We start from the raw sequence: 13,635 nt of genomic DNA, 5'->3' as shown, positions 1-13,635 counted from the left end.
TATAGCGCTTCAGCCCGCTTTCGGCGTCGGCGCAGCAAGCGATTTACCGCATTGGATACCGATCGATGACTAGGGCAACACCTGCTTGAGCGTATCGATAAACGCACGCAGGCCCGGTGGAATCTGGCGATGTCCCGGGTAATACAGCACCAGTCCCGGAATGGCCGGGCACCACTGCTCCAGCACGCGCACCAGCGTGCCACGCGCCAGTGCAGCCATCGCCGCATGCTCGGGCACATAGGCGATGCCAAGGCCCGCTTCGGCAGCCTCGCTCATCATCAGAATCTGATCCAGCGTCAGCCGCCCCGGCACATCGATCGCCACCTCCTGACCGCGCCGCTCGAACTCCCAGCGATACAGCCTGCCGCTGGGCATGCGATGCCGGATGCACGCGTGGCGATGCAGATCGTCCGGCGTGTCCGGGCTGCCGGCGCGCTGCAGATATGCAGGTGCGGCCACCGCGATGAAACGCGTCTGCCCGCCGAACGGCACCGCAATCATGTCCTGCGGCACCGACTCGCTCAGGCGAATGCCGGCATCGAAACCGGCCGCCACGATATCCACCAGGCGGCCTTCGCTCACCAGGTCCACCGACAGCGCCGGATAGCGCGCCAGCACCTCCGGCACCACCTGCTGCAACAACAGCCGCACCACCACTTCGGGCGCGTTGATGCGCACCGTGCCGGTGGGCCCGCTGCGGAAGGCATCCAGTTCGCTCAACGCATGTTCGACGTCCTGCAGCGCCGGCACCAGCTTTGCGTACAGGCGCTCGCCCGCTTCGGTCAGCGAGACGCTGCGCGTGGTCCGATGCAGCAGGCGCACGCCAAGGTTGCGTTCCAACGCGCTGATCAGGTGGCTGAGCGAGGACGGCGCCAGCCCCAGTTCGGTGGCTGCACGCCGGAAGCTGCGGTGCACGGCCACACTGGTGAACGCGGCCAGGTCATTGAAGGTGGGCTTGGGCATTAATGGTCAAAACGCATCAACACATTCGAATTCTATGGCATAGACCCATCAATTCCCCGCGCCTAGGGTGGTGTTCCTTCCCCACGCAAAGGCAATGCCCATGTCCAGGACCTGGCTTATCACAGGCGCATCTTCCGGCTTCGGCCGCGGCTTGGTCGAAACACTGCTGGCACGCGGCGAGCGCGTCGCGGCCACGGTGCGGCGCGCGGATGCGCTAGCCGATCTGCAGACACTGCACGGCGAGGCACTGCACGTGTTTCAGCTCGATCTGCGCGACAGCGCAGCAGTGCGCGAGGTCGTGGCCCAGGCCTTCCAGACCCTGGGCAGGATCGACGTATTGATCAGCAACGCCGGCTACGGCACGCTCGGTGCGGCCGAGGCCGCCACCGATGCGCAGGTGCGCGCTGTCATCGACACCAACCTCGTCGGCTCCATCACGCTGATCCAGGCCGCGCTGCCGCACTTGCGTCGTCAAGGTGGCGGGCACGTGGTGCAGGTGTCCTCCGAAGGCGGCCAGATCGCCTATCCCGGTTTCAGCCTGTATCACGCCAGCAAATGGGGCATCGAAGGCTTTGTCGAAGCCGTCGCGCAGGAAGTGGCCGGCTTCGGGATCCACTTCACACTGGCCGAACCCGGCCCGGCACGCACCAACTTCGGTGCTTCGCTGGTCAGAACCGCCATCCCGTCCGACTACGCCGGCACACCGGTCGATGCACTCAGCCGCGCACTGGACGACGGCAGCTGGGTCATCGTCGGCGACCCGGAGCGTATGGTCACGGCGATGATCGCCTGCACCGAACAATCGCCACCGCCGTTTCGCCTGGTCATGGGCGGCAGCGCGTACCACGCCATCCGCGATGCGTTGACCACGCGGCTGGCCGCGCTCGAAAACCAGCGCGACATTGCGTTTTCCACCGATAACCCGTCTGCCGCCGGATGATGGCAACAACGGTCCAGCGGGCGCGTTCTGCAGCATCACCAGCGCCAATCCGCAGCTAGCGCCCACCCTTCACAACCCCCATGCCGCCCGGCTTGCCAGAATGCCGGCCGCTTGGGGCCGTTGATGGCAGGGGAACGGGAGTTGGATGCATGACATGGATCATCGTGGCCGCAGTCGTCACCACCTTGCTGGTGGGGCTGCTGTTGCTCAACTTCGCCACGCCTGAGAAGAAGCTCGAGCACATCCCGAGCCATTGCTACGACGTGTCCGACCCGCAGTTCAAGCGCGAGATGTCGGTGTTGCTGGGCCCGGCGATCCTGCCCGGCAACAAGATCCAGGTGCTGCACAACGGCCACGAGATCTTCCCGGCGATGCTGGCAGCCATCCGCAGCGCGCAGCGCACCATCACCTTCGAAACCTATATCTACTGGTCGGGCGAGATCGGCCGCGAGTTCAGCCAGGCGCTGGCCGAGCGCGCCCGCGCCGGGGTCAAGGTGCGCGTCACCATCGACTGGGGCGGCAGCCTGAAGATGGACGCCGCGCTGGTCGATGACATGACCGACGCCGGGGTGGAGGTGCATCGCTACCGCCCGCTCACCTGGTACAACCTGCACCGCGTCAATAACCGCACCCATCGCAAGCTGCTGGTGATCGATGGCCGTATCGGCTTCACCGGTGGTGTGGGCGTGGCCGACCAGTGGATGGGCGATGCGCAGGACCCGGAGCACTGGCGCGATTCGCATTACCGCATCGAAGGTCCGGTGGTGGCGCAGGTGCAGGCCGCCTTCAACGACAACTGGATCAAGACCACCGGCCGCGTGCTCAATGGCGCCGAGTACTACCCCGAGTTGGCGCCGGCCGGCGACAGCGACGCGCAACTGTTCGTGGCCTCGCCAGCGGGCGGCAGCGAGAGCATGCACCTGATGTATCTGATCGCCATCGCTGCGGCGCGCAGCTCCATCGACTTGGCCGCCGCCTACTTCGTGCCGGATGCGCTGATCACCCGCTCGCTGCTAGAAGCGCGTGCGCGCGGCGTGCGTATCCGCGTGCTGCTGCCCGGCAAACATATCGATGCGGTCTCGGTGCGGCTGGCTTCCAAGGCCAGTTGGGAGCCGCTGCTGCAGGCCGGCATCGCCATCCACGAATTCCTGCCCACCATGCTGCATACCAAGCTGCTGATCATCGACAGCCTGCTGGTCTCGGTGGGCTCGACCAACTTCGACATCCGCTCGTTCCGCCTCAACGACGAGGCCAGCTTGAATGTCTACGACCGTGCGCTAGCTGCGCAGATGACCGAAGTGTTCGAGCGCGATCTGCAACGGGCCGAGCTGTACACGCTGGAACGCTGGCGCAAGCGGCCGCTGCGGCAGAAGCTGGGCGAGAAGTTGGTCATCCCGTTTCGCTCGCAGGTGTAGGCAACGGCCTTCCCCCGCCTGGTAGTGAGCGCACCCGTGGTCAGCTCCCCACACTAGCGCAGGCGGTCATGCCTGCAGCCGCAACTGGCGCAAGCGCCACCACAGCCCGCCAACATGGACCAGCGAATACAGCACCAGCGCCGCGGCAATGCCCAGCGTCAACGGGCTGGCCTGCGAGCCGGCCGCCGCCGCGCCCGCGCTGAAGGCGCCGTCGGCCCAGCGCCAGGCCAGCCGCCCGAGCAGCACCAGCGTGAGCCCGCCGCCGATCCACGGATTGGGCGTGTACCAGCCGCGGCCCTCTACCCATTCGGCATGCGTATAACGCAGCGACAGCGCGCCCAGCCCGATGCCCACCAGCGTTCCCAAGGCGATCCCTGGCCGCACCTGCGGCAAGCCATAGACCGCGTACGCCAGCGCCGCCGTCGCAATGACCAGCACCACGGTACGCACCGCCGTGCTCACCGGCTTCCATTGCTGGCGGCCGAAGCTGCGCCGGATGCGCCGGTAGTAGAGAAAGGCGATGGCCGCCATCGAGAGATACGGGGTCAGCGGTGCGATGGCAGCAGCGGGCATGGCGATTCCTTTCCAGGTGAGATGCAGGTGAGGTGACCGCCGCAGAATGAAACCAGCTGCCAACGCGAACAAGGTGCCAAGTGTCACTTTCTGCGCACAGGCGGGTTGCCCGGGCGGCCGCCGCCGCGCGCGGCAATGGCGACAGACAACCGACCTTTGCGCAGGACCGGCCTGCCTGCCACCGCCGGTGAACGCCCCAGCCGCGCGCCAGCCATTGCCACACGCGAACCAGAGCCGCACGGGTAGACTTGCCGGCAGAGCTCCCCCACCGCAGTGCCATGTCCGCCATCAAGCAAGAAGCCCTCACGCTGATCGACACGCTGCCCGAGACGGCAGGATGGGACGACGTGGTCCGCGTCGTGGACACCGCCAGCTTCGAGGCCGCGGTGCTGGACGGCATTGCCGCAGCGGATCAGGGCGCAGTTGCCGCCCCGGCACAGGTCACGGCACTGTTCGCCAAATGGGGCGTTGATGTTGCGGCGTGACTGGACCGTCCCGGCCGCCAAGCAACTTGCATACGCCCAGGATCACTACCACGCGCTCAACCCGACCGCCGCCGCCGCGATGGCGCGGCAGGTGCTGGAAGCCACCCGCACCCTAGCCGAGCAACCGGGCCGTGGCCGCGCCGGCCGCGTCGCCGGCACCCGCGAATGGGTGGTCAAGCAGACGCCGTACGTGCTGGTCTACCGCGTGCGCGACGACGCGCTGCAGTTGCTGCACGTTCAAGTCGACGCCAAAGACTGGCTGCCGCGCACCGAGCCGAAAGGCGAACGCCTGGACCCGTGGATCGCCTCGCTGATCAGCGCCCTGCTGCACGTGCTGATGCTGCTGATCCTGCTGTCGGCCTCCACACCCACCATGACCCCGCCGCAGGGCTCGGCCAGCGGTGGCCGCACCAAGGTGGATTTTGTCGGCGACACCTCCACGCCCGACCAGCCCGTTCCCTCGCCAGCGCCCACCCCGCCGTCGCCAACGCCGGCGCCGGTACAGCCGCCACCGGCCGCCTCGCCAGTGCAGTCCACCCTGGTCAAGACCGCCAAGAACCCGATCCCGCCCGCAGGCAACACCCGCCGCGGCGGCCTGGTCGAGCAACGCCAGGCACAACCGGTGCAGCGCCCCACCCCGCCGCAACCGCCGGCAGAACCGTCATCGCCGCCGCAGCGCCGCCCCCAGACCTGGACCGGCCGCCCACCCGGCATGCTCGAAGAAGAAGCCGATGCCGCCGAAGACGGCATGTCCAACACGCCCACCATCAGCGAAGGCCGCCGCCGCGACCGCAACAATGCCCAACCCAGCATGGATGTGGGTGGCTACCAGGTGTATTACGAAGTGCGCAGCGAAACCCAGCTGCGCAACTGGCGCGACCAAGGCATGAAGGAAGTGGCCATCATCCTGCCCGGCACCCAGTACCGCATGGTCTGCCCGCTGGAAGTCGCGCTCAAACGCGGCTCGAGCAAATGCCGCCTGCTGCCGCCGGATTCCCCCGAGCTGAAAGACATCGGCGATGCCCGCGAGGTCATCAACATGATGGAGGTCTACAAGCAGGGCGAGCCGGTATGGCGCGGGCCGGGGCCGTATCGGTGAGTGGTGGGTTTCTGTTTGCCAAAGCTGTCGGCCGGCAATACCGCTGCTTATCCACAAAACCACGTGCCGAAGACCGCCGTTTCGGCGCCTTTCGTTAGCGCAAAGTTCTGAGGGCGTCGGACGAACGAGCCGAAGAGGTCCTCAGCTCGTTCGACGACGACTCGGCCGTCGCAACCATTAGCCCCCTTGGTCTTGTCCCAGCTTCGTACTCAGTGCTCCGTTGAACGGCGCCGGATTGCTGGTCACCAGACAGTTGTAGTTTTTATCGCTGTTGAGAACGAGCACAGACGACGTCGGTTTCTTGAAATCAAGGTCGACAGAGAAAAGCACATAGGCACTGGGCAACGCGCTCGGTCGAAACGCGCCAAAGCCATACTCGCCAGACAAGCCCAACGGCGCCAGCGGCACCGTGAGTACCAGCGGCTGTGTCGCCACAGGAGAGGCCAGGGACGACGAGGCACTCATGATTTTGGATTGCACGTCGATCGAATACTTGGTCGTAACTGTCACTCCCAGATATTTGGAACTCGGTGCCGCAACCTGCTTGCGACATGCCGCGATGTCTTCCGGGTTCTGATCCTGCTGGCCAGTCTGCAGCGTGGCAAAGACATGGGTCAGTGTGACCTTGTCCGTCCCGGTGACCGGTGCTGCAACGGCAGCGTCCATGCACAACGCGGCCACGACGAGCGAGAGGCCACTGGCCGCAAGCGCACCGCGATAGCTGGTTTTACGTTTCATTTCGATCATTCCTTGGTGGGTGATGCAAGGTTTCGGCAGCGGCTGTTCGCGCGGCGGCGGCTTGCGCCTTGAATGGATAGTCGCAACGGCACCTGTGCATAACGCCAAGCGGCAGATGATCGATTGCGTTCGATGAGGACATGCGTCTGTGTAGCAGCACCACACCTACGCCACCCAGCTGGCCACGCCGCTGGTGTGTTCATCGTTGAAGACCAACGCCTTGCAAACCCGGCAAATCGTCTCAGCGTCTTCGTTGCGTGATGCAGTTTGGCTTTCGGAAGTGAACACGGCGCTCCGTTGCTCGCAACAGACATCCCTCAAGATAGAACGGTTACCTGGAATAGCTCGCAGACATCTGATCCATATGATCAGCTGCATCAGGAGATCGCCATGCCACGCATCACGCCAAGCCGTTGGGCTGCAACCTTCGCACTCATCGGAATCGCAGTGCTCTCGCTTTTGTCCTGTACCAATGCAGAGATGGCACTCACCGCTTCGACACAGGAAGACATCCTGAAATCAGAAGCAGTGCCCATGCTCGACGAGATTTATGCCTCCCAAAAGCCCTTCCGATTCCAACAGATCGATGTGAGCAGCATCGTCAGCAACTACATACCGCTGGGTACAGCAAAAGCAACGGTGCTGGAGATGGTCGGCAAGTCTCCAACGTCAAAGATCGTTGAAGACACCGCAGGCAAGCTGGTCATCAGGGACAACAAGGGGCAGGCGATGCTGGACCCCGATGCCCGTTCCATCGTGATGACTTTTTCTTTGAATTCCAGCGGCAAAGTGACGCACGTCTACGCTGTCTACATCAAAAACCAGTAAGCCAACGACGCACGTCATGGATGAGAAAATAGACGCACCGATAGCGGCCGTCTTCAACGCATCACACCCCGCTTTCAATGCATCCGTCACGGGACCAAACACACTCTGGCGCAGCAAGCGCGCCTCACCGGGAACAAGCGAAATCGAAAGCCGACATTAGATTGGCTGCCTATCGGGCACTTATCGGGTTGAAACTACCGCTGACTTTAGTTTTTAGTTACTTGGGGCTGGCGTAACTTCACGCTACCGCTCGCGATGCCGGCCGGAGCCGGTGTCGCGTCCGGTTGATGATGTGAGCCCTGGAGCAGTCAGATCGGATACGTTGACCAGACCTCGCGATGGCGGCGCACGTTCGGCCGGGAACTGGCTACAGTCTGCGCAGGGCCGTATGTGCCCGCCTCATCCACCTGCGCTCCAAAGGATCTGCATGTCTCTGCATCGTCTTGCCCCCCGCCTGGGTCTGGCCGTTGGCCTGTTGTGCGCCTGCTGCGCGCACGCCGCCGCACCGGCAGCCCATCGTCTGCTGCGCGTCACGCTGGACGGGGCGAGCGATCAGCCCGTGTCCGGGCGCCTGCTGGTCTTCGCCACCCTGGCCAAGGACGCCCAGGCCGCGGCCCAGGACGGAAAGGACGGCAAAGCCGGCAAGGTGGAAGAGGTGGACGTCAGCCCGTTCCGCCCGACGGCGGTGGCCGTGGCGGCGCAGGAGGTCACCGCGCTCGCGCCCGGTGCCAGCGTCGAGATCGACCTGGACAACATTGCCTTCCCTAGTGCGTTTTCCGCGCTGCCGGCCGGCGCGTATCTGTTCCAGGCCGTGCTGGATCCGGACCACAGTTACAGCTATGGCGGCCGCGATGGCGGTGATCTGTTGAGCGAGGTCACCGCGGTGACGCCGGGCAAGGGCAAGCCGTTGCCCACGCTGAGGCTCAGCAAGCAGGTGCCGGTGTCGGACGACCCCTGGCAGGTGTCGCCCCGGGTGCCACAGGCAATCCGCGACGCCATCCCGGAGGCCAGGCTGCATAGCGCGGATGCCTCGATGGTGAGCCCGTCGCTGAGCGCCTTCTGGGGCCGGCCGATCTCCATCCGCGCCCGCGTGCTCACCCCGCCCGGCTACGACGCCAAGGCCGCCGCCCGCTATCCCACGGTGTATGTCACCCACGGCTTCGGCGGCAACTACAACCGCTTTGCCGGCAGCATCGCGGCGACCTGGAGCGCGATGGCGGCCAAGCAGATGCCGCCGATGATCTGGGTGTTCCTGGACCAGGCCACGCCCACCGGCACCCACGAGTTCGCCGACTCGGTCAACAACGGCCCCTGGGGCACCGCACTGACCGAGGAGCTGATCCCCGCGCTGGAACGCCAGTACAAGATGGACGGCAAGGCCAGCGGCCGGTTCTTGAACGGGCATTCCTCCGGCGGCTGGGCCACGCTGTGGCTGCAGACGCGCTACCCCAAGCTGTTCGGCGGTACCTGGTCCACCTCGCCCGATTCCAGCGACTTCCGCGACTTCACCGGGCCGGATCTGTACGCGCCCAATGCCAACGTCTACCGGCGCCCGGACGGCAGCCAGTTCCCGTTGATCCGCGACCAGGGCAAGGTGGTTGCCGATCTGGAAACCTTCGCCAAGCTCGAGCGCGTACTGGGCCCTTATGGCGGCCAGATGACCTCGTTCGAGTGGGTGTTCTCCCCGCGCGGGCCCGACGGCCGCCCGGTGCCGATGTTCGACCGCGACACCGGCAAGGTGGACCCGGCCGTGGTGGCCTACTGGCGCACCCACTACGACATTTCTGCGCGCGTGGCCGCGCAATGGCCCACGCTCAAGCCGGATCTGGACGGCAAGATCCACCTGATCGTCGGCACCGCCGATACGTTCTACCTGGATGGGGCGGCGCGCAAGTTCCAGGCGGTGCTGGACGGCCTGGGCGCCAAAAGCGACTTCCGCTACCTGGAAGGCCGCACCCACTTCGACCTGTACAAAGAGGGCGAGGACAGCAACGCCCTGATGAAGAAGATTGCCTGGGAGATGTACGCCGTGGCGCGGCCGAAGCGGTAAGCGCGCCCATGCACGGCCGGCACCGTCGATCGGCGGGCCGGCCGTGCACACGCCAAGGCGCAGCGGCCGGCAGTGTCGGTACTCAGGCCGAGCGCTTGGGCAACTCCCACTCCAGCTGCTGCCTGAGCACCAGCAGCAGCACCTGCAGGCGGCCGCCGCGCACCAGGGCGGCGGGCGTCTGCCCGTCCAGCGCGTTCATGGGCTTGCGGAACCAGCCGATCAGCGCCTCGTTGTTGCCGCCGTTCAAGGCCCAGGCGTGGCAGACGATCTCGCCCAGGGCCTCGATGCCGGCGCTGCCCAGCAGCCTGAGGTGCTCCGGCGTGAAGGCGAACAGCGACAGCACCAGCTCGGCGTCGGCGGCCTTGCCGTGATCCACCTCCATCTGCTGGCTGTGCGCGGTGCTGTAGATCGACGCCTGCGCACGGAAATCTTCGGCACGCCGCATGCCGGTGAGCAGTGATGCAATGAGGTCGGCACGTTCCATAAAGCAGTCCAACGATGTGATAGCGCGCACGCTATCTGCCCCGCCCTCGCCGCTCAATCAGGAGTCTCCTGACAGCCGATGTGAGCGTCAGCAGCCGTTACATTCCGCACCGGCCGGCATGTGCGGCGTTGGTGACTTGGCGGCGGCTTCGGCAGCCGGTTGCTGGTGGGACGCGCCTGCCGATGAGCAGCGCCACTGTTCGCAGTGTTTAACGCCCGGATTGCTAGCATCCGGGCGCGTCACTGGCAGCAGCCCGCCCGCAGGGCTGCAGTATTGGAGTGTCACCTCATGAGGAGTTGTCAGATGCCCTGGAAATCCGCTCTCACCGTGCTTGCCCTGTCCACCGCCGCCCTGCCGGCGGTGGCCCAACCCGACCGCCAAGTGGTCGAAGACATGCTCACCCGCTCAGCCAATGTCTGCCCCGGCCATAGCACCGACCGCACCTCGCCCACCGTCAAGGCCGTGCCCGTTGGCGCGCTGCGGGTGATGCTGGAACGCGGCCTGGTCATGTGCCCCGACCGCCGCCTCGATGCCGCAGCGCCCGCAGTGTTCTACGGCCGCCTGGGCGTGTTCGCCTGGAACCCGGAAGTGCCCGCCAGCTCGGCGGTGATCGTCAAGCAGATCGGCAGCATGACTCGCGCCGAGGACTACCCCGTCGAGACCCTGGTGTGGGACGCCAAGGGCACCGCGCTCAAGCAGCAGACCGTGCCGATGTTCGAGCCCCGGCCGGGCGCGGCGGTGTTGTACAAGGTGCGTTGAGGCTGACGCGCGATAGCAGTGCCGATTCGCCCGGCTGCACGCAATGTAGTTGCGTCGCTTGCAGTCCGGGCTCTGCCCATACTCAACTCCAGCATGCTGCGCAGGAGGATGCATGAGACACCCACTGGCCTTGGCCGGGCTTGCATGCATGGCACTGGGCTTCTCCGTTCCGGGCTGCAGCGCAACGCAAACAGGCGCCAACACCATGACCAACGAACAAGGGTGCGTCCGGCAACGTGGCGGTCCGCAAGACCCCGGCACCAGCCCGCCACCGGTCATGGAGGCGTGCCTGGGTCCGTACAAGTTGCAGATTCCCGCCAACTATTTCGACGACCAGATGGGGCCGAACTTCGATGGCAGCTTCGGGCTGTATCTGGAATACCCGGAGTTGAACGCGTTCGCTCCTGGCGAGCGTGCCCACCTGAAGCTGGACGTGGCCACCCGCACCGTCAATATCGGCTATCGCTATCTTGACCGCGTGGACCCCGATGCATTTCTTCGGCGGCAGTACACACCGGACGGCGCAACGCAAGACACGCCAGAGGCGGATATCAACACGCGCATCAAGGGAGAAGAAAAAGACGGGCTCACGCCGTACTACGCCAACGTCGCTGCGTACCGCGAGCACTATCTGGCGCAAGGACTGAAACCATCCAATTCCATCGTGGAGGCAAGCTACTACAAGGATTGGTATGTCAGCCGCGACGCTCAAGGGAACATCGAGACCATCATCAAGTGCACCTCCCGCGAGGTCGAACAGTCCGGCGTGGAGTTCCGTGAGGGCAAGCTTGTCCGCAGCAAAGAGCGGGAACTTCCCACCTGCGCGCACGTGTTCGTCATTCCGGAGATGAAGGTCGCAGTGGAAATCAACTATGTGCGCGTTGCATTGAAGGACTGGAAGAAGATCCAGGACCGCGCGCGCGGCGCACTGAAAGACTTCATGCCGGCGCACGCTGGCGCGTTAGCCATCGACATGAAGGTGCTCTAAGCGCTGCCTGCGCTTCGCACTGGGACCGTTTTTCAGCCGGCGTCGATGCCGAGGCCGGACAGTCGCGCGTCCCGGCGCGCAGCATCGGCGATTGCGCTCCCCACCATGTGGATCAGCAACGGCACCGCCCAGCTGGCCCATAGCAGCGCCGCAATGGCGCCCGGCGAAGGCACCATGCCGGCCCCCACCGCCGCATAGAGCGCGATGCGAAATACCACCGGCGCCAGGGTCACCAGATACGCCCGCACCATCCAGCCTCGGTGCCGGCCAACCCGCCCGCGACGGATGGCCACCAGGCCCACGGACGCCATCACCAGCCAAGCCGCTTCCGTCGCTGCGAAGGCCACGCGGATCGCCATCGGGGCCGGCGAGGTGGCGATCAGCCCGGTGGCGCCAAGCATCGCCACCAACATGCCAACGAAATACGCACGCCCAACCCAACGGTGCACCCATGCGTGCCTGCGCCAGCCTTGCGTGGCGAACTGCAGCGTGCCCAGGGCGATGCAGGCGGCACCGCCACCCAGGTGGCACCACAGCCAGCCGCGCCGGGTCAGGAACATGGCGTATGCCGGCGACTCCAGCGCGGCGTACTTCAGGTACACGTGGCGCACAAACTCGGCCGCGAACGCCGCCAACGCAAGCCACAACAACGCCCACGCCACACGGGCAAACGGCCTGCTACCCGCTACCTCGACACCTTCGCGCATCGGATCGACTCGCATGCCCCGCTCCTTCGGCCAGCCGGCTCTCGGCAGCGGAACGCTAGCATGGGCACGCAGCAGGAGCGTGGGCGCAGATCGTAGGTGCGGCGGGGGGGAAGACTTACGCCTGGCGCTGCATTGCGTGCGACACCGGGGCAACACCGTCACCACCGAGCCGCTGCTCGTAAATCTGGTCGACCACACCGCGTACCGCGCGGGCGGCATTGAAGATGCTCTCGCCCAGAACCGACAGACTGGTGGCGTCCAGCGGCTTGCCGCTGCACACCGCCACCATGTCGCTCTGCGCAGTGATCGTGCGCAGCAGCTTATGGAACTGGTCGATCTGCTGCAGGGTGACGCCGAAGGTGAAGGGCTCTTCGTGCGTTTGCAGCTTGGCCGCTGGCGTGGCGCGTCTCCGAGCGGTAGTCGAAAGGGCTTTCGAAGCAGTCATGGCGTCCGTCCTCGACGTAAGCGGACGGGATGTCCGCAAGGCCAGCGTAATGCGCTCTTTCGGATATCTGAAAACCAGATATTTCGCCCGATTTTTTAGCGAAGCAGAGGCTAGCGCCTCAAGTCGATTTTGTCGGTTCGACCGTCGTGGTAAAGCGCCGAGGCTCACCAGTGATCGGGTCATCGAACGCCAGCGTATGCGCGAATAACTGCAGCGGCCGTTCCGGATCATCAGGCCGCTGATCTTCCAGATCGGGATAGAAGCGGTCATGCAGGATCGGCGCACCCAGCGCGGCCATGTGCACGCGCAACTGGTGCTTGCGCCCAGTGACCGGCTCCAGCCGGTACGTCCACGTGTCCGCACCGCGCGCAACCACATCGATCACCGTCTCGCTGTTCGGCTCACCCACGCTCTCGCGCATGCGGAAGAACGGCTCGCCCGGCTCCAGCCGGCTGCGATGCACATACGGAAACCTCAGCCCCGGCAGCGGCGGTGCCACTGCCAGATAGTGCTTGCGGATGCGTCGCTCGCGGAACAGCGCCTGGTAGATCCCGCGGGTTGCCGGGTTGGCCGAAAACATCACCAGCCCAGCGGTATCGCGATCGATGCGGTGCAGCGGCACCAATGCGGAATTATCGAAGCGGCGCACCAACCGCGTCAGCAGTGTCTCGCGCACATAGACGCCGGCTGGCACAACGGGCAGAAAGTGCGGCTTGCACGCCACCACTACGTGCGCGTCGGCATACACCACCGTTTCCGTCGCCGCGATGACGGGCTCATCCGCAACCTCGCGGAAGTAATAGATCTCCGCACCTAATCGATACGGCGCCGATACCTCCAGCACCTGCTCATTCGCATCCAGCACACGCCCACGCGCGAAGCGGTCACGCCACGTGGCGGCATCCACACTCGGGAAACACGCGCATAGCGCCTCCAGCACCGTCGCCCAGGTTCCCATCGGGAGCTGGAAGTGGCTGGCGGGAATACCATCAAGGATCGGGCGTGTTGAAACCATGGCGACAGCGATACGCGCTCGAACAGATAGGGCTGGATCGTACCTTGCCCGCGTTTGACTGTTGCTCGATCTGTGCAGAGGCATGCGCACCTCATCGGTGAAGAATGACTTTCGGGCGATACGCAGGACACCGCCTTAGGCAATGC

At 65.2% G+C, this 13,635-nt stretch carries 15 protein-coding genes; 8 read left to right on the top strand and 7 right to left on the bottom strand.

Features of this window, described 5'->3' with window-relative positions:
• Positions 1-69: 69 nt before the first annotated feature.
• The gene (locus AC1KVG_RS13665) at positions 70-963 is read right to left on the bottom strand and encodes a LysR family transcriptional regulator (RefSeq protein WP_481094747.1); all 894 of its coding nucleotides are present in this window, start codon (positions 961-963) and stop codon (positions 70-72) included.
• 100 nt (positions 964-1,063) lie between these two features.
• Between AC1KVG_RS13665 and AC1KVG_RS13660 the strand changes: the two genes are divergently transcribed.
• Both AC1KVG_RS13660 and AC1KVG_RS13655 read left to right on the top strand, forming a co-directional pair.
• Positions 1,064-1,903 carry an SDR family oxidoreductase gene (locus AC1KVG_RS13660; RefSeq protein WP_481094746.1) on the top strand — a complete coding sequence of 280 codons (840 nt, stop codon included), beginning with the start codon at positions 1,064-1,066 and terminating at the stop codon, positions 1,901-1,903.
• 149 nt (positions 1,904-2,052) lie between these two features.
• Complete coding sequence (locus tag AC1KVG_RS13655) at positions 2,053-3,318, top strand: phospholipase D-like domain-containing protein (protein WP_268213358.1); 1,266 nt, start codon at positions 2,053-2,055, stop codon at positions 3,316-3,318.
• Positions 3,319-3,384: 66 nt separating this feature from the next.
• Here the strand turns inward: AC1KVG_RS13655 and AC1KVG_RS13650 are convergent, their stop codons facing one another.
• Complete coding sequence (locus AC1KVG_RS13650; protein ID WP_268213359.1) at positions 3,385-3,891, bottom strand: CcdC protein domain-containing protein; 507 nt, start codon at positions 3,889-3,891, stop codon at positions 3,385-3,387.
• Positions 3,892-4,169: 278 nt separating this feature from the next.
• On the opposite strand from AC1KVG_RS13650, the gene AC1KVG_RS13645 reads away from it, so the two are divergent.
• Both AC1KVG_RS13645 and AC1KVG_RS13640 read left to right on the top strand, forming a co-directional pair.
• Positions 4,170-4,376 (top strand): hypothetical protein, encoded by a 207-nt coding sequence (locus AC1KVG_RS13645; RefSeq protein WP_268213361.1) that lies wholly within the window; start codon positions 4,170-4,172, stop codon positions 4,374-4,376.
• Entirely contained in the window at positions 4,363-5,475 is a 1,113-nt protein-coding gene (locus AC1KVG_RS13640; protein WP_481094745.1) for a type II toxin-antitoxin system RelE/ParE family toxin, read from the top strand. The genes AC1KVG_RS13645 and AC1KVG_RS13640 overlap by 14 nt, the downstream gene beginning before the upstream one ends.
• A 177-nt stretch (positions 5,476-5,652) precedes the next feature.
• Here the strand turns inward: AC1KVG_RS13640 and AC1KVG_RS13635 are convergent, their stop codons facing one another.
• Positions 5,653-6,213 carry a hypothetical protein gene (locus AC1KVG_RS13635; protein ID WP_481094744.1) on the bottom strand — a complete coding sequence of 187 codons (561 nt, stop codon included), beginning with the start codon at positions 6,211-6,213 and terminating at the stop codon, positions 5,653-5,655.
• Positions 6,214-6,603: 390 nt separating this feature from the next.
• Between AC1KVG_RS13635 and AC1KVG_RS13630 the strand changes: the two genes are divergently transcribed.
• Both AC1KVG_RS13630 and AC1KVG_RS13625 read left to right on the top strand, forming a co-directional pair.
• On the top strand, positions 6,604-7,041 hold the full coding sequence (locus tag AC1KVG_RS13630; protein WP_481094743.1) for a DUF6393 family protein: 438 nt from the start codon (positions 6,604-6,606) through the stop codon (positions 7,039-7,041).
• Between the two features lie 427 nt (positions 7,042-7,468).
• Positions 7,469-9,091, top strand: a complete 1,623-nt coding sequence (locus AC1KVG_RS13625; RefSeq protein WP_481094742.1) for an alpha/beta hydrolase — start codon at positions 7,469-7,471, stop codon at positions 9,089-9,091.
• A gap of 82 nt (positions 9,092-9,173) precedes the next feature.
• Here the strand turns inward: AC1KVG_RS13625 and AC1KVG_RS13620 are convergent, their stop codons facing one another.
• Positions 9,174-9,575, bottom strand: coding sequence for an antitoxin Xre/MbcA/ParS toxin-binding domain-containing protein (locus AC1KVG_RS13620; RefSeq protein WP_074058698.1), 402 nt, complete (start codon positions 9,573-9,575; stop codon positions 9,174-9,176).
• Positions 9,576-9,878: 303 nt separating this feature from the next.
• Between AC1KVG_RS13620 and AC1KVG_RS13615 the strand changes: the two genes are divergently transcribed.
• Together AC1KVG_RS13615 and AC1KVG_RS13610 are read left to right on the top strand one after the other, a co-directional pair.
• Positions 9,879-10,334, top strand: a complete 456-nt coding sequence (locus AC1KVG_RS13615) for a hypothetical protein (RefSeq protein WP_481094741.1) — start codon at positions 9,879-9,881, stop codon at positions 10,332-10,334.
• A gap of 205 nt (positions 10,335-10,539) precedes the next feature.
• Positions 10,540-11,322 (top strand): hypothetical protein, encoded by a 783-nt coding sequence (locus AC1KVG_RS13610; RefSeq protein WP_481094769.1) that lies wholly within the window; start codon positions 10,540-10,542, stop codon positions 11,320-11,322.
• 32 nt (positions 11,323-11,354) lie between these two features.
• Here the strand turns inward: AC1KVG_RS13610 and AC1KVG_RS13605 are convergent, their stop codons facing one another.
• From AC1KVG_RS13605 to AC1KVG_RS13595, 3 genes are all read right to left on the bottom strand, one after another.
• Positions 11,355-12,029, bottom strand: a complete 675-nt coding sequence (locus AC1KVG_RS13605; protein WP_481094768.1) for a DUF2306 domain-containing protein — start codon at positions 12,027-12,029, stop codon at positions 11,355-11,357.
• 115 nt (positions 12,030-12,144) lie between these two features.
• On the bottom strand, positions 12,145-12,474 hold the full coding sequence (locus tag AC1KVG_RS13600) for a hypothetical protein (RefSeq protein WP_481094740.1): 330 nt from the start codon (positions 12,472-12,474) through the stop codon (positions 12,145-12,147).
• A gap of 118 nt (positions 12,475-12,592) precedes the next feature.
• Positions 12,593-13,489: an RluA family pseudouridine synthase gene (locus AC1KVG_RS13595; protein ID WP_481094739.1), complete on the bottom strand. Its 897-nt coding sequence runs from the start codon at positions 13,487-13,489 to the stop codon at positions 12,593-12,595.
• Positions 13,490-13,635 lie beyond the last annotated feature (146 nt).

This window comes from Xanthomonas sp. NCPPB 3959 (genome assembly GCF_056675575.1).
Note: the sequence above shows the minus strand (reverse complement) of the source record. Positions and strands in the feature narration are given on the sequence as shown.